This is a genomic window from Photobacterium sp. DNB22_13_2 (assembly GCF_052873915.1).
This window is the reverse complement of sequence record NZ_JBNNXU010000001.1, coordinates 367155-388034: the sequence shown is the minus strand read 5'-3', so window position 1 is coordinate 388034 and position 20880 is coordinate 367155. Positions and strand designations below refer to the sequence as shown.

14 protein-coding genes are annotated in these 20880 nt (G+C 47.3%); 8 read left to right on the top strand and 6 right to left on the bottom strand.

The annotated features are described in order from the left end of the window. Positions 1-77: 77 nt before the first annotated feature. The 4 genes from nfsA to ACVA58_RS01645 all read left to right on the top strand — a co-directional run bounded on the left by nfsA (position 78) and on the right by ACVA58_RS01645 (position 4396). On the top strand, positions 78-800 hold the full coding sequence (gene nfsA / locus ACVA58_RS01660; RefSeq protein WP_446508726.1) for an oxygen-insensitive NADPH nitroreductase: 723 nt from the start codon (positions 78-80) through the stop codon (positions 798-800). Between the two features lie 243 nt (positions 801-1043). Continuing rightward, positions 1044-2273, top strand: a complete 1230-nt coding sequence (locus ACVA58_RS01655; RefSeq protein ID WP_446508725.1) for a hypothetical protein — start codon at positions 1044-1046, stop codon at positions 2271-2273. 434 nt (positions 2274-2707) lie between these two features. Further along, positions 2708-3295, top strand: coding sequence for an acetate uptake transporter (locus ACVA58_RS01650; RefSeq protein ID WP_039457464.1), 588 nt, complete (start codon positions 2708-2710; stop codon positions 3293-3295). Positions 3296-3427: 132 nt separating this feature from the next. Further along, on the top strand, positions 3428-4396 hold the full coding sequence (locus ACVA58_RS01645) for an ADP-ribosylglycohydrolase family protein (RefSeq protein WP_446508724.1): 969 nt from the start codon (positions 3428-3430) through the stop codon (positions 4394-4396). A gap of 99 nt (positions 4397-4495) precedes the next feature. Here ACVA58_RS01645 and ACVA58_RS01640 read toward each other — a convergent pair whose 3' ends face one another. The 4 genes from ACVA58_RS01640 to pabB form a co-directional block, all read right to left on the bottom strand. Next, the gene (locus ACVA58_RS01640) at positions 4496-5857 is read right to left on the bottom strand and encodes an L-serine ammonia-lyase (RefSeq protein ID WP_446508723.1); all 1362 of its coding nucleotides are present in this window, start codon (positions 5855-5857) and stop codon (positions 4496-4498) included. A 234-nt stretch (positions 5858-6091) separates the two neighbouring features. Beyond that, on the bottom strand, positions 6092-7345 hold the full coding sequence (locus tag ACVA58_RS01635; RefSeq protein ID WP_446508722.1) for an aromatic amino acid transport family protein: 1254 nt from the start codon (positions 7343-7345) through the stop codon (positions 6092-6094). Between the two features lie 181 nt (positions 7346-7526). Then, positions 7527-8135, bottom strand: coding sequence for a CoA pyrophosphatase (locus ACVA58_RS01630; RefSeq protein WP_446508721.1), 609 nt, complete (start codon positions 8133-8135; stop codon positions 7527-7529). 248 nt (positions 8136-8383) lie between these two features. Next, positions 8384-9787, bottom strand: coding sequence for an aminodeoxychorismate synthase component I (pabB, locus tag ACVA58_RS01625; RefSeq protein WP_446508720.1), 1404 nt, complete (start codon positions 9785-9787; stop codon positions 8384-8386). Between the two features lie 264 nt (positions 9788-10051). On the opposite strand from pabB, the gene ACVA58_RS01620 reads away from it, so the two are divergent. The 4 genes from ACVA58_RS01620 to ACVA58_RS01605 all read left to right on the top strand — a co-directional run bounded on the left by ACVA58_RS01620 (position 10052) and on the right by ACVA58_RS01605 (position 17202). Then, a complete protein-coding gene (locus ACVA58_RS01620) occupies positions 10052-11560 on the top strand; it encodes a fumarate hydratase (RefSeq protein WP_446508719.1) in 1509 nt (502 codons plus the stop codon). A 416-nt stretch (positions 11561-11976) separates the two neighbouring features. Then, complete coding sequence (locus ACVA58_RS01615) at positions 11977-13017, top strand: efflux RND transporter periplasmic adaptor subunit (protein ID WP_446508718.1); 1041 nt, start codon at positions 11977-11979, stop codon at positions 13015-13017. A 1-nt stretch (position 13018) separates the two neighbouring features. Continuing rightward, the gene (locus ACVA58_RS01610) at positions 13019-14104 is read left to right on the top strand and encodes an efflux RND transporter periplasmic adaptor subunit (RefSeq protein ID WP_446508717.1); all 1086 of its coding nucleotides are present in this window, start codon (positions 13019-13021) and stop codon (positions 14102-14104) included. Between the two features lie 2 nt (positions 14105-14106). Next, positions 14107-17202, top strand: coding sequence for an efflux RND transporter permease subunit (locus ACVA58_RS01605; RefSeq protein ID WP_446508716.1), 3096 nt, complete (start codon positions 14107-14109; stop codon positions 17200-17202). 114 nt (positions 17203-17316) lie between these two features. On the opposite strand, the gene pyrC is transcribed toward ACVA58_RS01605, so the two are convergent. Together pyrC and ACVA58_RS01595 are read right to left on the bottom strand one after the other, a co-directional pair. After that, positions 17317-18348: a dihydroorotase gene (pyrC, locus tag ACVA58_RS01600; protein ID WP_446508715.1), complete on the bottom strand. Its 1032-nt coding sequence runs from the start codon at positions 18346-18348 to the stop codon at positions 17317-17319. Between the two features lie 206 nt (positions 18349-18554). Beyond that, positions 18555-20558 carry a methyl-accepting chemotaxis protein gene (locus ACVA58_RS01595; protein ID WP_446508714.1) on the bottom strand — a complete coding sequence of 668 codons (2004 nt, stop codon included), beginning with the start codon at positions 20556-20558 and terminating at the stop codon, positions 18555-18557. Positions 20559-20880 lie beyond the last annotated feature (322 nt).

Here is a 20880-nt window from a genome sequence, read left to right as displayed (position 1 = left end):
GTATAGCAGTGGGTCAAAGCGGGTGCCTATGATAGAGTGATAAATTCACCGTGAGGCTCACTGTTATAGGGATATGTATGAACCAGACGATTGAAACCATCCTGCAACACCGCTCTATCCGGCAATTTACCGCCAAATCGATAAATGAAAGCCAGCGCAATACGATTTTGGATTGCGCCATTGCGGCGTCGTCATCCAGTTTTATTCAGTGTGTTAGCATTATTCGGGTGATAGATAATGAAAAGCGGATGTTATTGGCAGAATATGCCGGTGGGCAGGAATATGTGGCCAGTGCCGCCGAGTTTTTTGTTTTTTGTGCTGATTATAATCGTCACCAACAAATTTATCCTGAAGCGAAACTTGGCTTTGCTGAACAAACTTTAATCGGATCCATTGATGCGGCTTTGATGGCTCAGAATGGTCTTTTGGCGGCCGAGTCTCTGGGGTTGGGAGGCGTATATATTGGTGGTTTGAGAAATAACCCTGATAAAGTGTCTTCTTTGTTGTCCCTACCCAAGCATGTACTGCCATTATTTGGCCTTTGCCTTGGCCATCCGGCACAATCACCAGAGGTTAAACCTCGTCTTCCTCGCTCTCTTATCGTGCACGAAAATAGCTATACCCCATTAGACCGAGAGAAACTCGCCAATTACGACCAGCATGTCAGGGAATATTATCAAAGCCGTACCGGCGGAAATAAAGACATGTCTTGGAGCGAACAAATTTCAGGAACACTGAATAAAGAAGCCCGTCCATTTATGAAGAAGTTTATTGAAGGGCAGGGATTTAGCCTAAAATAATATACCCAAGCACCCGAAGCGACGTGGGAAAAATGGCTAAACTGGCGGTAAAACAAACGAAAAGGTTGACCTTATGTCAAGTTTTATTCAAAACTCGACAAAACGAGTCGATGAACTTTTTATAAAACAGTGAGTCAGATAGAATATCGAGAGAAAAGACAATAATAACTGGCTTGAGCAATTCACCAGGCCGGAAAAGAATCGGAACACATATCTATGAAGTATGTTGGGAAAGTAGCCTGCATGGCATTATTGGCTGCTTTGCTCGCTGGTTGTGCAAGCACGCCAGACAATGATAACGGATTATCAACGGAAGTGAATGTTGAAAGCGTACTTCAGTCTGCTGATAAAATTCACCGCCATTGGCGCAATACCCTCGTCGACGCAGAGGGGTTAATGCTTTATGCGCCAGAAAGATATGCCGCGATGATGGAAAGTTGGCAACGTGCCGATAATCTATTCAAAGACATTCAGTCTTCGCCAGAGCTGGCCAATCAAAGTTATTCACTGTTTTCGTCAGTGACGTATCTGGATCGCTTTTATAATGATATTGAGGTGGTAAAGAGTAATCATACCGAATTGGTGGATCTCAAAAAAATTGCCGACAAGGTTCTGGAACCGGCGATGACTCAATTGGCCTACCTGAATTCGATTGATGCCAATGCCCACTATCGTAGTGAGTTTGTTCGACTCAATCGCTTTTATAGTAATTTATTTTCCTTTGTGGCCCGAGGAAATCTAAATCGGGCTCGTGAAGAGCAGACTGAATTTCTTTCACGCGCCCACAGCTTGGAAGTCAGGGTGATAAAACGCATCTATATTACGCCACAAGAAGAAGCACTGCGCCAGTTACGCCGTGAAGATGTTCGTTATTATGCCCCGCTCAGCTATACCAAGGTTGAAGAGGAAATTACAGCAGGTAAAAACTTAATTGATAATTACCCCCGGGCCTTTGATGCTATCAATCAAGTGGTGTCTGCCATAGAGTTTGAGCTTGCCCATGCTGAGCATATTGCTGAAGAGGTGAAATACCTTCGTGATCGCAACCGTGATGAATATGAGAATTACATTCTTGCCGTTGAAGGAAAGCTACTCAGCATTTCTAAAGCACTCAATGATTCTGATTTGCGCGATCAATCTCTGGCAGATCAAGCTCAGCGATTAAGTACGGATGCTGCCGATACGCGTCTGCAATATGAGTTGGTAAAGAGTAAGGCAAAACCTAATCAGCAACAGGTTCAGCTTGCTACCCTGAAGGAATTGATCGAGAAGCAAAATCAACAAATAGCCAAGCTGCAAGCACAGCTATCAGCTTCAGCGCCAGCACCAATAGTGCAGGCACCGCCACCAGAGCAGCAAGACACAGAAATGATTAATGCTGACAATCAAATCGGTGATGCTGATCAGGTTGAAAACAATAGCAGCACTGTTGCAGTGGCTGCAAATGAAGAGGGCGAGGGGAAGGAAATCTGATCGTTCTTCACGCTTAAGATGAAAATGAGCACGTCTGAAAAAGCAGCATTTATGCTGCTTTTTTTATGTCTGTAGCCCAAACACATTATGAGTAAGGACGGTAAGACACCAAAAAAGATGTGTTATGACAGTTTATGACAGAGTTGTTTTTTGGTTTGTAAGTTAAGCTTTTGATAATATTTGATTTTAATCTTGTTTGGCCATTATTTGCATCCGGTTTAATTACATTTTCTAACACTTAGTCGCACCTAGTGGTTAAAAAATGCTTTACAGAAAACCGGCAAATTACAACTTTTTTTGAGTTTGGTTAAGTTTTGCACGAGTTATGACTTGATTTGCCCGTCTTCGTCCTTTAGAATTCGCCGCGCATTGATAGATGCACCCAAATTTTAATTTTTATCATTTTTGTTGAATCACTCCTATTTGAGGAAAACATGTCTACGAAACTAGCTAACCCAGCACCACTAGGTCTTATGGGCTTTGGTATGACTACCATCCTTCTGAACATCCACAATGCGGGCTTTTTCCCTATTGATTCGATGATCCTAGCTATGGGTATTTTTTACGGTGGCTTGAGCCAAGTTATCGTAGGCATGATGTGCTTCAAGCGTGGTGATACGTTTGGTACCACAGCGTTCACTTCTTACGGTCTGTTCTGGCTGACACTGGTTGGCCTGATTGTTATGCCGTACATGGGTCTGCCTGCTAGCCCTGCTAGCTTCATGGGTTGGTACCTACTTCTATGGGGCATCTTCACAGGCTTCATGTTCATCGGTTCACTGTGCTACCCACGTGCTAAGCAGTTTGTATTCGGTTCTCTAACCGTACTGTTCTTCCTACTAGCAGCACGTGATTTCACTGGCAGCACGCTAATCGGCACTATCGCAGGTTTCGAAGGCATCATCTGTGGTGCAAGTGCAATTTACTTCGCAATGGCGCAAGTACTGAACAATGAATACGGCCGTACTATCCTGCCTGTCGGTGAGCTGAAAAAAGACAAGGCACTTAAAGCGGCTGCTTAATTTCAAGCTCGATAGCCTATTGATATAACCCGCCTTTATGGCGGGTTTTTTATTTCTTGCTGCTAGGTCAGAATTTTGTTCAGTTTGGTATAAGCTTATTGCATCGCGTGTAGCTCATGAAAGGATGAGAATATGGCACAACGTTATGCAGCCTTGATGGGAGCACTGGTCGCAGATGCTGCCAGCATGGGTACCCATTGGATCTATTCACCGGAACGTATCCGAACCCTCCAATCCCTACCGCATTTTCCTTTTATCGAACCCGATCCCCACCATTATGAAGGGGTCGAAGGCTACTATGCCCATGATAAGCTCACTGCTGGCGAGCTGACAATTTACGGCGAGTGGCTGGCATTGTATATCCGCCTGCTCAGTGAACCTGACGTTGAAACCCATCGTTTGCAGCAGGAAATTGTTGATTACTTTGGTCCTGGTGGGGAGTTCATCGGTTATGTCGATAGTCCGACCAAGGCTCTGTTGCTATCCCTGTTTTCTCTTCCACCTGAAGATTGGCCAGAAGACTCCGGAAGCGATGATGATCAGAACCCTGCACTATGTGCTGTTCCCGCCTTGGTTGCCTTGAAGATGCCGTCTGAGAGGCTGGAAAGTGAAATAGACCGTATTATTGGTGTCACCCATCAGAACGAGCTGGCTCTTGCCTGCGCCAAGGCATTTGCTAGTGCACTGAATGAAGCATTGCGCTCAAGGCGGATGGAGCCAGTGCTCAATGTCCTGAAAGTAAAATGTCCAGAATTGGTACAGGAAAAGATCGAGCAGGTACGGGGACTCAACGGCGATGTGAACGATCTTTCGCACGTTTTTTCCATTGCCAACAGTGCTTGTCACCTTGCTGATAGCCTGCCGGTGGCAGCTTGGGTGTTGCAAAATAGTTCGAGTTATACCGAGGCGGTATTGAAAAATATTGCCGTTGGCGGTGATAGTTGCGGCCGAGGGATATTGGTCGGTGCGATAGCCGGGGCATGCTATGGTTTTGGCGATAGTCAGGGGATCCCTATCTCATGGGTCACGACGTTGCAATGTGGCGAAGCATTGGCGGAAGATATTGAACAGTTGCTCCACAATGCAGGTGGGGCATTCTAGGTTAGTCGCTCGGCGACCTATTAGGCTGTATACAAACCTCAGATACAAAAAAAGCTACCCACAGGGTAGCTTTTCAATTTTTACAGAGAGTTGGGTAAATTAGCAAACAACCTTGATTGCTAGACCACCCTGAGACGTTTCACGGTATTTCGCGTTCATGTCTTTACCGGTTTCAAGCATCGTTTCGATAACTTTATCCAGAGATACACGAGGCTCAGAAGAGCGGCGTAGTGCCATACGTGAAGCGTTGATCGCTTTAACGGCTGCGATACCGTTACGCTCGATACATGGAACCTGAACCTGACCAGCAACTGGGTCACATGTTAGGCCAAGGTTGTGTTCCATGGCGATTTCAGCAGCCATGCATACTTGCTCTGGGCTACCACCCATTAGCTCTGCAAGACCTGCAGCCGCCATAGAACAAGCAACACCCACTTCACCCTGGCAGCCTACTTCAGCACCAGAGATAGAAGCATTACGCTTGTATAGGCCACCAACAGCACCAGATGCGGCAAAGTAACGCGTGTACTCTTTCGGACCAACTGCCTGGATGAACTTGTCGTAGTAAGCCAAAACTGCAGGGATGATACCGCACGCACCGTTTGTTGGTGCAGTTACTACGCGACCACCTGCTGCGTTTTCTTCGTTAACCGCGAACGCATACATGTTAACCCAGTCAACAACCGTCATTGGGTCGTTGCTTAGCTTTTCAGTTGTCATTAGCTGCTGACGCAGGGCTGCAGCACGACGAGGTACACGTAGAGGACCAGGTAGGATCCCTTCTTCGCTCATACCGCGATCCATACACTCACGCATGGTACGCCAGATGTTGGCAAAGTAAGTGTTGATTTCGTCTTCGGCGTTCATCGCACGCTCGTTAGACATAACCATTGAGCTGACAGACAGACCGTTTTCTTTACACTGGTTTACCAGCTCTTCGGCTGTGGTAAACATGTACGGAACTTTAACTGATGACTCTGTTTCTTTGCCGAAGTTCTCTTCGTCTACAATGAAACCACCACCGATAGAGTAGTAGGTCTTAGTATAAGCCACTTCTTCGCCGATGAAAGCGTTGATGGTCATGCCATTTTCGTGAAGAGGGAGGTTGGTAGTATGGAAATTCATACCGCCTTCACGTGGGAAGTCTACCGTGTGGCAGTGCATGCCAACGGGTAGACGCTCAGTTTCTTCAACGCGGGCGATAAAGCCAGGGATGCTGTCGATGTCAACATGCTCAGGGCTGTTGCCAGCCAAGCCCATAATGATTGCGATATCAGTGTGGTGACCTTTACCGGTAAGAGAAAGCGAACCGTAAACATCCACGGTAATTTTAGTCACGTCACGAAGCTTGCCCATGGCACGCAGGTCATCGATAAATTCTTTACCTGCTTTCATTGGGCCGACAGTGTGTGAACTGGAAGGACCCACACCGATTTTATAGATATCAAAAACACTGATCATTGCTAATACCTCAGTCAGGGTAGCTATCTAGTTACCGTTAGACTGTTATAGTTTTTATCATTCCCGCCCCTTCCTTGGCGAGATAATTAAAACAAAAGAGCAGGGGCAAATGCGTCCTGCTCTTTAGTGTCTCTATTGTACGGAATTTGAGTCAGAAGACTATGCGTTGTAGCACATTTTCTTACTAATTCAATTTGTGCTGGTTAATTATCATTAAGTTGATGATAACTAGCCTTACAGTGCACCGTAGATTACAGAAGTAATCGCCGCAATACCACATAGTGCTGTGAAAATCTGAGCTGGAGCAGAAGTCTTGTACTTAGCCATTGCTGGTACTTTCTGCATTGCAAAGATTGGCATTAGGAACAAGATGGCCGCAATCATTGGCGCGCCCATTGTCTCAATCATGCCCAGGATGCTTGGGTTAACGACTGCCACAATCCAAGTTGTTACTACGATGAAGCCTAGAGAGATTTTCTCGATCTTGCTCTTTGGCATTTTAGAGCTTGATTTAACTAGACCTACTAGACCTTCGTGAGCACCTAGGAAGTGACCGAAGTAGCTAGAAGTAATCGCAGCGAAAGCAACCATTGGGCCCATTAGGGAAATCATTGGAGATTCGTGGATGTTTGCTAGGTATGACAGTACTGAAATGTTCTGTGATTGTGCGTCAGCTAGCTGCTCTGGAGATAGAGATAGTACAACAGAGAATACGAAGAACATCACGAAGCCCATCAGCATCATTGCTGCGCCACCAGTGATCATGTCTGTTTTCTGAACTGCGTTGTCACCGTATACGCGACGTTGCTCTTTAGAGAACTGAGAGATGATTGGGCTGTGGTTGAACGAGAATACGATGATTGGGATTGCTAGCCAGATGATTGAAGGCATTGCGCTCCAGTCTGGGCTAACAGAAACCATTGAAGCGTTCCAATCAGGAATTAGGTATACAGAAAGTGCTAGTAGAACAAGTACTAGTGGGTAAACCATAGCTGAAGTCGCTTTCAGCATTAGTTCTTTACCGAATACAACACCCGCAGTCATTGCCATGATCAAGCCACCAGACAGGATCCAGCGTGGTAGCGATTCCATCTCTAGTTGGTTAACCATGAAAGAGTCAACAGTATTGGTAATACCAACGCCGTAGATAAGAACGATTGGGTAGATGGCGAAGAAGTAAGCAAAAGTGATGATGTTAGCGCCAGTTTTACCGAAGTGTTCTTCAACAGTATCAGTGATATCTGCTTCAGGATTTTTCGCAGAAAGAACGAAACGAGCCAAGCTCTTGTGAGCAAACCATGTCATTGGAAGAGCAAGCAGAGCAAGAATAACGAGAGGCCAGAAACCACCAGCACCTGCTTTGATAGGTAGGAACAGTACGCCTGCGCCTACAGCAGTACCGAAAAGTGATAGCGCCCATGTTACGTCTTGATACGTCCATCCTGCTTTTGCAGCAGTAGTCGCTGCGGTGCTTGTAGATGTTTGCATGATTATATATCCAAAGTTAATTACGGAACGGAAATTAGGAACGGGGCGCATTTTCGTTATTTATTGCAGGAAAACCTTGATCGAGATCTCGTTCTGTAACGGGGCGAAATTGCAATACAATTTAGTGTGATCTTGATCACGCTCGAGGGGAGGGTAAAATTAGGGAAATTATCGTGTCAGATTAGATTTGCTCATGCCAGAGCTGGTCTGACAGTACTTTTAGCATCTGGGCAGTGGCCCCCCAAATTGAATATTTGCTGAATGGAACTGAATAAATATTGTGGCTTTTGCCTTTGAACGTTACTTTTTGTATCCGTATATTCATCGGGTTTAATACGTGTTCGATAGGGGCCTCGAACAATTCATCAACCTCGTTTGGGTCCAGTGCTGGCCTATAATCAGGCGAGATAACCGATAAGTACGGGGTGACGATATAACCGCTGATAGTTGGTAGGCTTGGTAGCTGTCCAATAATACTGTCGCGGTTGCATAAAATACCGGTCTCCTCTTCCGTTTCACGCAATGCAGTATCAATTAAATCAATATCTTGTGGTTCATACCTACCGCCAGGAAATGAAACTTGTCCCGGATGATGTTTCAGGTGGTCAGCCCGACGGGTGAAAATCATACTGAAAGAGCCGTGGCGGGGAACGAGAGGGATCAAAACAGCGGCTGGCTTTAACGGACGGTTTTCAAGGTTGTGCTGGCGAACACGAAGCGTGTGGCTTATATCGTAGTTGGCTTGTGGAGCCAATAAGAAGCGGGTGATTATCTGTTGCTGGCAATTCATAAACCTTCCGTGGTGTTGCTATTACGGCATACTAATAACTATAGATGTTGAAACAGCTACTTAGCGAATTTCTTTTGATTCGATGCTGTTTCAGCGCTGCGGATCCATGCAGCATTTGATAAGCAAGACTATAGACAAAAGCATACGAATACAAACAAACCTACTTAAAACCAAAACGAAAAGACCAAGACAAACACAGTGTTTGCCTTGGCCTTTGTCTTGTTCTCAGCCGGTGTTTATTGCCCAGATTACTTTTCGAGTACTGGCAGGATGCGACTCAATTTATCGAGGGTTTCCTGATACTCACTATCCGCCTGGCTATCAGCGACAATACCACCGCCAGCCCAGACATGAAGTGTCTGCTCATTCGCAACCAAGGTGCGGATTGTGATGCTGGTGTCCATTTTTCCGCAACGGCTTATATAGCCAATGCTGCCGCAGTAGGCGCTACGTCGGTTTGGCTCTAGCTCTTCGATAATCTCCATGGCCCTGACTTTCGGAGCCCCGGTAATCGAGCCTCCTGGGAAACAGGCACGCAGTAAATCAGTTGCGGTGTATTGCTGATCCAGTTCGCCTGTAACAGTGCTCACTAAATGGTGTACGGCAGGAAAGCTTTCTATATCGAACAGAGAGGGGACTTTCACCGAGCCCGGTTTGGCGACTCGTCCGATATCGTTCCTCAGTAAGTCGACAATCATCAGGTTTTCTGAGCGATCTTTTTCCGCCGTGCGAAGATCGTCAGCCAAAGCCTTATCTCGGGATGGGTTTGTGTTCCGTGGTCGAGTTCCTTTGATCGGTTTGGTTTCAATATAACCATCTCGATGCTGCAGGAATCTTTCTGGCGATACAGAAAGAATGGCGCTGTCACTGGTACGGAGAAATCCTGAAAAAGGTGCACCGTTGCGCTCTTCCAATAATCGATACGCCTGCCATTCATCGCCTTGATAACGGGCTGAAAAGCGTTGGGTTAAGTTAATCTGGTAACAGTCGCCTGACAGTAGATATTGCTGGATGCGGTCGAATTTGTTGCAATATTCGTCTTTATCCATGTTGGCTTGCCACTGTGATGTTAATGCAAAAGCAGCAGGGTGTTGCGAATTCGTAGTGGCAGTTGTTTGCTCTGCAAATAGACGATGCTGTTGCAGCCATTGCATGCGATCACTGCCTTCCGGAGAGACGAGGTAAAGCTGTTCGGTTTGGTGATCGGCAATAAGCGCCCAGTCGTAAATGCCCACCGCCATGTCTGCGGTTGCAATATCATGCTGGGCTGTGGCCGCTATGCTTTCCACCCGCCGACCCAAATCATAGCTGAACAAACCAACAGTACCGCCGAGAAAAGGCACATCTTTCAAAGGCGTTGTTGATGGAATCAACTGTGACTGTATCTCTTGGATTAAAGCGAACGGGTCGTCATTGCTCGACTTTTCATCACCATTTGAAAAATTAATACGGGTTGTTTCACCATATGTCTCTAAAGTGGCTAAAGGATCAGCAACTAATATGTCGAATCGATTATCTGGATGATCCGAAGCTGCGGAGCGTAATATCATAGCCCACGGCAGACCCGCAAACGATTCAAACCACGTTAGCGAGGCGTCTTTGTGGTAGTCGAGTTGTTCGATACTCAGTTCTGGATGTGATTTACAAATCATTTTCTTTTTTGTGACAGGTGTACGTCTGGCGCATGGCGCGAAATTATTCGCAAGAGTATCATAAACACAGAATTTAATCCGACGCCCAAGGACGTCCTGAAAGCATTATTTTTAGCAGGTAGCACTAAAATAAGCTGAATGGAGAAATGCCATGAGGATCATGGCCACGTGGTTGCATTTTATTACTCAGAATGTGAATCACACCCTACACTGGAAGCAAAAAATCGGGCGCCAGGGAATGATAAAAAATCAACGAGGGCAGATATGACCGTCATCCGTAAACAAGATGTAATTAGTAGTGTGGCTGATGCGCTGCAGTACATTTCTTACTACCATCCGCTCGACTTTGTCCAAGCTTTGGAAAAAGCCTATGACAAAGAGCAGAGCCAGGCTGCGAAAGATGCGATTGCTCAGATCCTGATCAACTCGCGTATGTCAGCTGAAGGTCGCCGTCCAATCTGTCAAGATACCGGGATTGTGACCTGCTTCGTCAAAATTGGTATGAATGTACAATGGGATAGCGATCTGACTGTACAGGAAATGATTGATGAAGGTGTACGCCAAGCGTATACCAACCCAGAGAATCCGCTACGAGCCTCTGTCGTCGCCGATCCTGCGGGTAGCCGTAAAAATACCAAAGATAATGCCCCTGCTGTTGTCCACATTGACATGGTTCCGGGTAACAAAGTTGAAATTCAGGTTGCAGCCAAAGGCGGCGGCTCTGAGAATAAAACCAAGATGGTGATGCTGAACCCGTCGGATGACGTGGCGGCGTGGGTTGAAAAAACCGTTCCTCTGATGGGAGCTGGCTGGTGCCCACCAGGTATGTTGGGTATCGGTATTGGTGGTACGGCCGAGAAAGCGGCGGTAATGGCAAAAGAATCCTTGATGGAATCTATTGATATCCATGAACTGCAAGAGCGCGGTGCACAGAATGCAGAAGAAGAGCTGCGTCTGGATATCTACAACCGAGTAAACAAGCTGGGTATTGGTGCACAGGGTCTTGGCGGTCTAACAACGGTATTGGATGTCAAAATCAAAACAGCGCCAACACATGCCGCTTCTAAACCTGTTTGTATGATTCCGAACTGCGCGGCGACGCGCCATGTGCACTTCACCCTAGACGGTACAGGCCCGGCAGATCTCTCTCCGCCAAAGCTTGAAGATTGGCCGGAAGTGACATGGGAAGTTGGAGACAACGTACGCCGTGTCAACCTTGATGAAATTACCAAAGCAGACGTGCAAGATTGGCGCTCTGGCGAGACCGTACTGCTGTCAGGGAAGATCCTAACCGGCCGTGATGCGGCACACAAGCGCATCCAGGATATGTTGGCCAAGGGCGAAGATTTCCCGGTTGATTTCAACAATCGCTTTATCTACTACGTCGGTCCTGTTGATGCTGTAGGTGATGAGGTTGTCGGTCCTGCAGGTCCGACGACATCGACTCGTATGGATAAGTTTACCGATATGATGCTTGAGCAAGCCGGTCTTACCGGCATGATCGGTAAAGCTGAGCGTGGTCCTGCTGCAATCGAATCGATCAAGAAGCACAAGGCGGTTTACTTGATGGCTGTTGGTGGTGCTGCTTACCTGGTGGCTAAAGCTATCAAACAGGCACGCGTGGTCGCATTTGAAGACTTGGGTATGGAAGCGATTTACGAATTTGACGTCGTAGATATGCCTGTCACGGTTGCGGTTGATGCTGAAGGGGTAAATGCTCACCAAACTGGGCCAGATACCTGGAAAGTGAAAATCGCAGAATTTGAAAGCTGATAGTATAACCTTATAAGTTTAGTACACGAATTTTCATCTATTTAAAAAGGAGCCGAAAGGCTCCTTTTTTGTTATCCGTGTTTTTGGGTAATATGAAGCCTACTCTTGAGTCATATAAAAATAGCTAAACCGGCCTCAAAAAATCAACGAATCGCCTGTATCTAGATTTCTTAACCTGATTTTTGCTGACTTCTGCTGATTTCCTTTTTCTGCCTATCGTTGCCGTCTTAACGCTCTGTTAGTTTCGTTGCTTTGTTTAATAAGTTGTTTTTTGTTGTTTTTCTGATGTTTGTTTAATTATTGTAGCGATATGTGGACTATAGTATTAACAAGCATTTTGGTGTTACGTAGCAGCTGCCTTGCGTGATCGGCACCATAAATAAATACAACAATAATGAAGAAATACAGAGGATTTTATGGGACGCGTGATGTGGGCCCCGGCCTTGCTAGCATTATTGGTACAAGGATGCGGGGATAAAGAAGTCGTCATTCCTGAACCCGACTCTAGGCCTGTCAAGCTTGAGGCTGTATCAGTAGGCAATACTGAAAGCTTTCGGACATTTCCCGCGGTTGTCGAAGCGGGAGATAAAGCCGTACTGGCTTTTCGGGTATCAGGACAATTAGACAAGGTCAACGGCAAGCCTGGTGATGTTGTCAAGCGGGGACAAGTCCTCGCTCACCTTAATACTGATGAACTAAGCCTTAAGCTTGAACAGGCAAAAGCTGATTATGAGCTGGCCTATGTACAGTACAAACGAGACAAAGAGCTACTCAAAACCAATGTAGTATCGGAGCTGGACTTTGACCGCTCGGAAGCCGAGTTAAATCAGGCTAAAGCGGACTTGGACAAAGCCAAAGCCAATCTCAACTATGCCAGCTTGGTTGCGCCGTACGATGGTACGCTGTCCCTTTCTTTGGTTGAAAACTTCGAATATATTCCAGCTAAACAACCAGTGATGCACATTCAAAGCGCCGGTTTGATTAACGTGACCTTCCAGTTGCCGGATCAGCTGTTTGCCCGCTTCCAACACCGTTCTGACTTCGAACGGGATCCAACCGTGACCTTCGATACTATTCCCGACCAGACCTTCTCGGCAGAATTTAAGGAAATCGATACCGAAGCGGATGAGAAAACCTCAAGTTATAAAGTCACCCTGTTTATGGAACGTCCACAAGGTTTCAACTTGCTACCGGGAATGGCAGGTCATGTTCGTGTGGCTATTCCGCAAAATGCCAGCGGTTCTATTCCCTCTCGAGCGATTTTAACAGAAGGGGAAAGCACATTTGTTTGGCATGTTGATGACAAAGGGATTGTTTCTAAGGTACCAATTCAGCTTGATGAGAAGCGAAGGGTCTTGAGTGGCTTGAACGACGGTGACTTGATTGTTACATCAGGGGTGCAGGAACTGCAAGAAGGGCAGAAAGTGCGTAAATGGGTCAAGGAGCGGGGGCTGTAGGATGAAGACGTTAACGCTAATACCTTTGGTGCTGGGTGGGGTAACACTACTTGTCGGTTGTGAAAAAGCAGCCGTAGAGCCTCGTACTGTTGTTGCACCCGTAGCCATCGCAGAAGTGCAAATGGCACAATCGGCGCCTCAGTTGACCTTTCCGGCAGTAGCGGCAGCAGCAGATAAATCGAGCTTGTCATTCAGGGTACAAGGCGAAGTGAGTTTTATCGGGGTACGACCCGGCGATCAGGTCAAGAAAGGTCAGTTATTGGCACGCCTTGACCCGACGGATTACAAGCTAGAAGTGGATGATGCCCAAGCTAAGTTCAATGTTTCAGATAGCCAATACCGCCGTTCGGCTAAGTTGGTTAAGCAAGGTTTCTTACCACAATCGCAGTTTGATGAATTAAAAGCACAACGCCGGATCGCCAAAGCCCGTTTGGATTATGCCAAGCTCAACTTAACTTTTACTGAACTTAAAGCCCCTTTTTCTGGTGTGATCTCACGAGTTCCGGTTGAACAGTTTGAGAATGTACAGATAGGCCAGTTGGTGATGAATCTGCACCTTGCTGACAAGGTCGATATCATTATCCAAGCACCAGATCTGATTTACTCGCAGAGTACGGCGGTGGAAGTCCAAGAATCTCAACCGGGAGCGACAATTTTGCTTGAAGATGGCTCTGAATTTAAAGCCAATTTGAAAGAGTTCACCACAGAGCCAGATCCTAATTTGGGCTCATTCCTTGTTACGTTGACTATGCCGATGCCTAAGGATCGCTTTATTCTTGATGGGATGGCAGTTGAGGTGAAAGCGGACGCCCAGAAGTTAAAAGTTTACCGTAAGGGTGAAGCGGTTATACCACTTGAAGCCATCTTTAACGAGGATGGTGATAAGTTGGCGATGGACAATAAATTTGTCTGGGTAGTCAACGACGATAACACAGTGACCAAACGCAAAGTTGTTACCGATAAGGTGGTGCCAGAAGGCGTTCGCCTGTTGGAAGGGCTAGAGGAAGGCGAGCATATTGTTATCGAAGGGGCAAACAGGTTACGTGAAGGCCAGTCGGTCACCATAGTGGACAAGGAGGCAGGCTGATTATGAAGCAGGATATTGCAGCTTATTTTATTCGTAACAAAGTGATCAGCTGGATGCTGACACTGATATTTCTGATTGGCGGGACCATGGCTTTCTTTGGGCTAGGACGCTTGGAAGACCCAGCATTTACTATCAAGGATGCCATGGTGATCACCGCTTACCCAGGGGCGACGCCTCTCCAGGTTGAAGAAGAGGTGACTTATCCGATAGAAAAGGAGATCCAGCAGCTGATCTACGTTGATGAGGTCAACTCGGTTTCCAGTCGTGGGCTTTCTCAAATCACCGTTACCATGAAGAACAACTATGGGCCGGATGATCTTCCGCAGATCTGGGATGAAATGCGGCGCAAGGTCAACGACCTCAAGCCTTCACTACCGCCAGGTGTGCAAGAGCCTTCGGTAGTAGATGATTTTGGCGATGTGTTCGGTATGCTACTTGCCGTCACTGGTCAGGGTTACAGCTACAAAGAGCTGAGCGATTACGTTGATTACCTACGTCGTGAAGTCGAACTGGTAGATGGTGTTGGCAAGGTATCGGTTACTGGCACCCAGCAAGAACAGGTGTTCATTGAAATATCGATGCAGCGCTTGAGCAGTTTAGGAATTTCGCCGCAAACCATCTACAGCACGCTCGAAACCCAAAACCTTGTCACCAGTGCGGGGGCAGTGCGTATCGGGTCTGAATATGTCCGCGTCCATCCTACCGGTGAGTTCCAGAACGTCGATGAGCTGGGTGATTTGATCATTACAGATAGCGGCGCCGAAGGATTGATTTACCTTAAAGATGTCGCCGAAATAAAACGGGACTTCCAAGACGTTCCGAGTAACTTGATCAATTACAACGGGCGGCAGGCACTGCATGTTGGGATCTCTGCTGTTGAAGGGGTCAATGTTGTTGAAGTCGGAAAACGAGTGGAACGACGGTTAAGTGAACTCAAAGAGCAGCAGCCCGTCGGTATCGATATCGGGGTGGTGTACAGTCAACCGACAGAGGTAGACAAGTCGGTCAGCGGTTTTGTAGTAAGCCTAGGTCAAGCCGTTGCGATTGTAATCATTGTCTTGTTGTTCTTTATGGGGCTGCGTTCCGGCCTGCTGATTGGCTTGATCTTGTTGCTGACCGTGTTAGGCACATTTGTCTTCATGAGTTGGTTGGCGATCGATTTGCAGCGGATCTCATTGGGGGCACTGGTTATCGCGCTGGGTATGCTGGTGGATAATGCGATAGTGGTGGTCGAAGGGGTGCTGATCGGCATGCAGAAGGGGCGAACCCGGATGCAGGCAGCTTCCGATATTGTGACCCAAACTAAGTGGCCGCTGTTGGGCGCGACGGTGATTGCCGTGATGGCGTTTGCACCGATTGGCTTATCTCAGGATTCAACCGGTGAGTACTGTCGAACGCTGTTTACCGTATTGCTGGTTTCATTAATGTTGAGTTGGTTTACGGCAATTTCACTCACGCCGTTTTTCAGTGACCTGTTCTTCAAAAGTGTTAAGACAGGTAATGATGACCCTAATGCAGACCCTTATGCCGGTAAGCTTTTTGTTTGGTATAAGACCTTCCTTGAGTTCTGTATGCGTCGTGCATGGCTGACAGTGATAGTACTGGTTGCCATGCTGGGGGCGAGCTTATATGGCTTCACTTTACTCAAGCAATCCTTCTTCCCGTCATCGACGACACCTATGTTTATGGTGGATGTTTGGTTACCGGAAGGTACTGACATTCGTGCCACCAATGCGACCTTGAAAGAGCTGGAAGGGTTTGTGGCGAAAGATGACCGGGTGGATTATGTCAGTACCAGTGCCGGTAAGGGCTCACAGCGTTTCATGCTGACTTATACGCCAGAGAAGAGCTATTCTTCTTATGGTGAGCTGGTTATCCGAGTGAAGAATTTCGAAGATGTGTTGCCGGTCATGGGAATGATAGGGGAGACGTTAGATACGAAACACCCTGAACTCGAATATAAGCTCAAGCAGATCATGCTTGGCCCATCATCCGGTTCGAAAATCGAGGCTCGCTTGGTTGGGCCTGATCCTACCGTATTACGAACCCTTGCCAAACAGGTTGTGGATATTCTCAATGCTGATCCTGGCGCATTTAATATCCGCCACGACTGGCGTGAGCGTAATAAGGTTATTGAACCTATCTTCAATGAAAGTCAGGCCCGTCGCTACGGGATCACTAAAAAAGATGTCGACGATCTGTTACAGATGTCCTTCTCTGGCTTAACCGTCGGGATATATCGAGATGGGACGAACTTGATGCCAATTGTCGCTCGTCTGCCTGACGAAGAACGAGTGGATATCAGTACCATTGAAGGGATGAAGATCTGGAGCCCGGCAACGCAAGGGTATATCCCTCTTCAGCAGGTGATCAATGGCACTAATGTGATTTGGGAAGATCCATTAATTGCACGAAAAGACCGTAAGCGAATGCTTACTGTGATGGCTGATCCTGATCCATTGGGTGACGAAACAGCTGCGACCGTGCAGGCTCGGATTCAGTCGAAAATTGAAGGCTTGGATTACCCGCCGGGTTACTCATTGGAGTGGGGTGGTGAGTACGAGTCATCAGCCGATGCGAAAGAGTCGCTGTTCCAAACGATGCCTATGGGTTATCTGGTGATGTTTCTGATCACTATTTTCTTGTTCAACAAAGTCAAGGAAGCCCTGATTGTCTGGGCGACAGTACCGTTGGCTGTCATTGGGGTAACTACAGGCTTGCTGTTGCTCAATACGCCATTTGGTTTTATGGCTTTGCTCGGCTTCCTCAGCTTGTCGGGAATGCTGGTGAAAAACGGTATCGTATTGTTGGATCAAATCGAAATAGAAATTGCCAGTGGTAAAGAAAAATACCAAGCGGTAGTGGATGCAGCAGTGAGTCGTGTCAGACCGGTGTGCATGGCGGCAATTACCACTGTATTGGGTATGGTGCCATTGCTACCAGATGTGTTTTTTAAGCCAATGGCGGTGACGATTATGTTCGGCTTGGGTTTCGCTACGGTACTGACGTTAATCGTGGTGCCAGTGCTTTATCGTTTGTTCCACCATTTGCCGTTGCCTGGTACCAGCCCTGCAGCGCCGGAGCCAGTACCTAGCTAAATCCAATTAGGATTTGAAAGGTTGAATGAACAAAAGGGGCGCAAAATGCGCCCCTTTATTGTTTAGCCAGTTGTTTGTCGAAGAGTCTTCGACAGCTTGCTTATTTTTGGCAGATTAAGCCGTCACTTTCCATGTCATGTCTTCGCCAGCAAGGATTGGCACGACAACATCATTGCCAAAAGACATTGTCTCAGGCACAGCCCAGCTTTCTTTGGTCAGAGTGATGGTATCGGTGTTGCGAGGTAGACCATAGAAGTCCGGACCATTGAAGCTGGCAAAACCTTCAAGCTTGTCCAACGCTCCCGCTTGTTCGAAGACTTCGGTGTAAAGCTCGATAGCTGCGTGTGCCGTGTAAGAGCCAGCACAACCACAAGCCGATTCTTTTCGACCTTGGGCATGTGGCGCTGAGTCGGTACCCAGGAAGAATTTCGGGCTGCCGCTTGTTGCCGCTGCTACTAGCGCCTGCTGATGGGTATTGCGCTTAAGAATTGGTAGGCAGTAGAAGTGTGGTCGGATCCCGCCTACTAGCATGTGGTTACGGTTGAACATCAGGTGGTGTGCCGTGATGGTTGCCGCCACATTAGGACCAGCATTGCTGACAAACTCTACTGCATCCTTGGTGGTGATATGTTCAACCACGATTTTTAGGTTTGGCATCTGTTTGACGATAGGGCCTAGCACCGTATCGAGGAATTGCTTCTCGCGGTCGAAGATATCGACATCGTGAGTGGTTACTTCACCGTGAATTAGCAGGAGCATGCCTTCTTCCTGCATCGCTTCCAGCGTCGGGATCAATTTTTCAATTGATGTAACACCCGAATCAGAGTTGGTGGTTGCACCTGCTGGATAAAGCTTGGCGGCATAGATATGGCCCGTTGCTTTGGCTTTGCGAATTTCGTCAGGAGAAGTGTTGTCGGTGAGGTAGAGCGTCATGAGAGGAGAGAAATTGCCTTGAGGCTTTTCGGCAAGGATACGGTCTCGGTAAGCAAGAGCTGCTTCAGTATCAGTGACCGGCGGGACCAAGTTTGGCATGATGATAGCTCGACCCATATAGCGGCTGGTATCGCGAACAGTGTCATTGAGCACGTCGCCATCCCGCAAGTGCAGGTGCCAGTCATCAGGACGTGTAATCGTAATAGTCGTCATTGTTGCTTCCCTCCCAAAAAAAATCGACCGATTCTAAAACCTCTGCTGGAGCTTGTAAAGCGGCATCTTCAAAGTATTGAATTTATTGATGCAGAAAAGAGCAAACGATTGCTTTTGATAGCCAAATAAAAGGATTTGATATGCACATGCATGAGTATAAAGCCAGCTGGATAGCTGGCTTTATACTGGGTCAAAGAAGAGAAACTCTAGAGCTTGAAGCGGTGAACGAGGTCATTCTGTTGGTGGGCAAGGTGATCAAGCTTGCCACTGGCTTCAGCAACTTCTTCCATGGAGCGGTAGTTGGAATCGGCAATATGGCTGATATCTTCCAGTGAGCGGGCAATAGACCCTGTCGTACTGCGCTGCTCTTCAGCAGCTTGGGCGATTTGGGTACTCATCTGGCTGATCTCGAGAATAATGGCTTGGATCTCTTCCATGGCGCTGTTGGCATCTGACGCTTGGGTAATGCTGTTATCCATTTCACTGACACAGCTCTGCATGACCTCGACGGCTTGTCCCGAGCTGGACTGTAGACGCTGGATCATCTGCTCGATTTCGGATGTTGAGTCGGTTGTCCGCTTAGCCAGTACCCGAACCTCGTCAGCGACTACGGCAAAACCTCGGCCTTGCTCACCTGCTCTTGCTGCTTCGATGGCAGCATTTAGGGCAAGTAGGTTGGTTTGATCGGCGATATTACGGATCACATCGAGGATCGAACCGATATTGCTGCTCATCACCTGTAGATCAGAAACGGCGTGAACAGACTTATCCAAACGCGTCGACAATTGGTGGGTTGTGTTGATATTGCGACTCATGACTTCGCGGCCGGTGCTGGATGCCTTCTCAACCTCGTGAACACGCTCCATGGTATTCTGTGCGCTGTGGGAGACGTCGGTGACAGACTGCTCCATCTCGGTCATCGCAGTAGCAACAGAGGCCGTTTGCTGGCGTTGTTCATGAAGTCGATTCTTGGCTTCGGTGGTTGTTGATTGATTCTCTTCAGCGACTTCCGTGAGATCACTTGAAGCCTGGCTGAGCTTGCCGAGGATCTCTTGCAGGTTGTCGGCAAGTGTATTGATGTAGCTACCCAGTTTGCTGAACTCAACAAATTGGTTCACTTGGCTGCGTTTAGTCATATCACCTTTTGCCAATGCCTCAAGGGTTGCTAGCGTCGCATTCAGCGGCTTGCGGACGCTTTGTGCGAGATACCAGCCAATAAATAAGGCAAACAGCGTGGCACCCACTCCAAGCAAGGTTGCATTGCGGTAACCCTGACTGTAGGTCCTGTCTGCATTGGTGATGGCTGTATCCATCTGGGTACTAGCCTGGGCACTGAAGCTATCGAGCAACTCCATTGCTTGGTCGATTTCATTCGCCAGGATAGCAATATTGTCATAGAGACGGTTGCGGGCCTCGATATACTGGAAGTGATCATCAAGTACCCCGCCTGACTGGCCGATATCTAGTGTGTACTGTGCTATCGACTTATCAAATATCGCCTTGAGCTCCGGCATAATCGCGATCAGTGAGCGGTAGGCATTGTTGAGGTGGTTGATATTTCGCCTGTTACTCTTTATGGCGGTGTCGATGGTGTCGATGTTTTCGGTAGCCAGTGCGTCTGAAGTGACAACTTCGGTTTCCTGCAGTTTGACAAAATAGTTTTTGGCGATCATTTTGACTGAAATGCTTTCTTGATCGTCAACATAATCTTTCATCCGGCTATTAAGGCTACCGTGAAGTTGCTGGAAGCGTCGGGCTGATTGTTGGCGCTCTGCTTGAGCAACAAGTTGGGCGCGATAATTGTTCATCGCAGTATGAGCTTCGCGAAAGTAGCGATTTTCAAGGGCGATAAGTGCTTCAAGCTGGCTGCTGAGAGCGGTATTGTCTTGCGCGGCATTTTCAAGTTGTTTGAAGGCACCCAGAAATTGTTGGTGGGCGCGGCCGAACTGGTTTTCGTAAGTATCCATGCGTGCCAGATCTTGGCTTGTCAGAAAATCCTTATAGATCTTATCTGCTGCCAATAGCCTGACACTGACTTGGTTTGACAGTGATACCAAGGGTAAAGATTGATTGGTGACGATTTGGAGCTGTTGATGGATCCGACTGGTGCCATCGAGCATCATCACCAGCGTGGCTACAAAAAGCATGACCATGACGGCGATGCCGGTATACATACGTCGAATGACGGAGGTCTGTTTCGTTGTCTTCATAATATCCCTAAAAAAATCCAAGCAAGCGACAGCAGAACTTACTTATGGCAATGTAATACGAAGTTAGAGTTATGGTTTTAGTCTTCGTACAAAGTGTGACGCTTAAATTTTTAGAAGCAAAAAAAGCAAGCTAAAAAGCGTCAAAATTGACTCGGTTGAGTAATAAATCCTTGATATAACTCTTGAGATTGATGCCAAATAGTAAATGATTTCGCGCCTTACATTCTTTGACCACTGCATCAAAAAATAACTTTGTTATCTCGGCTGTAGGTATTTGTTCAAGGCTGCGTTCGATGGACGATTAAAGATGTTTGGAGGACGT

What these genes read in the sequence shown, in the direction of transcription:
- nfsA (WP_446508726.1), top strand. Translation starts at nt 78, where the DNA reads ATGAACCAGACGATTGAAACCATCCTGCAACACCGCTCTATCCGGCAA.
- ACVA58_RS01655 (WP_446508725.1), top strand. Translation starts at nt 1,044, where the DNA reads ATGGCATTATTGGCTGCTTTGCTCGCTGGTTGTGCAAGCACGCCAGAC.
- ACVA58_RS01650 (WP_039457464.1), top strand. Translation starts at nt 2,708, where the DNA reads ATGTCTACGAAACTAGCTAACCCAGCACCACTAGGTCTTATGGGCTTT.
- ACVA58_RS01645 (WP_446508724.1), top strand. Translation starts at nt 3,428, where the DNA reads ATGGCACAACGTTATGCAGCCTTGATGGGAGCACTGGTCGCAGATGCT.
- ACVA58_RS01640 (WP_446508723.1), bottom strand. Translation starts at nt 5,857, where the DNA reads ATGATCAGTGTTTTTGATATCTATAAAATCGGTGTGGGTCCTTCCAGT.
- ACVA58_RS01635 (WP_446508722.1), bottom strand. Translation starts at nt 7,345, where the DNA reads ATGCAAACATCTACAAGCACCGCAGCGACTACTGCTGCAAAAGCAGGA.
- ACVA58_RS01630 (WP_446508721.1), bottom strand. Translation starts at nt 8,135, where the DNA reads ATGAATTGCCAGCAACAGATAATCACCCGCTTCTTATTGGCTCCACAA.
- pabB (WP_446508720.1), bottom strand. Translation starts at nt 9,787, where the DNA reads ATGATTTGTAAATCACATCCAGAACTGAGTATCGAACAACTCGACTAC.
- ACVA58_RS01620 (WP_446508719.1), top strand. Translation starts at nt 10,052, where the DNA reads ATGACCGTCATCCGTAAACAAGATGTAATTAGTAGTGTGGCTGATGCG.
- ACVA58_RS01615 (WP_446508718.1), top strand. Translation starts at nt 11,977, where the DNA reads ATGGGACGCGTGATGTGGGCCCCGGCCTTGCTAGCATTATTGGTACAA.
- ACVA58_RS01610 (WP_446508717.1), top strand. Translation starts at nt 13,019, where the DNA reads ATGAAGACGTTAACGCTAATACCTTTGGTGCTGGGTGGGGTAACACTA.
- ACVA58_RS01605 (WP_446508716.1), top strand. Translation starts at nt 14,107, where the DNA reads ATGAAGCAGGATATTGCAGCTTATTTTATTCGTAACAAAGTGATCAGC.
- pyrC (WP_446508715.1), bottom strand. Translation starts at nt 18,348, where the DNA reads ATGACGACTATTACGATTACACGTCCTGATGACTGGCACCTGCACTTG.
- ACVA58_RS01595 (WP_446508714.1), bottom strand. Translation starts at nt 20,558, where the DNA reads ATGAAGACAACGAAACAGACCTCCGTCATTCGACGTATGTATACCGGC.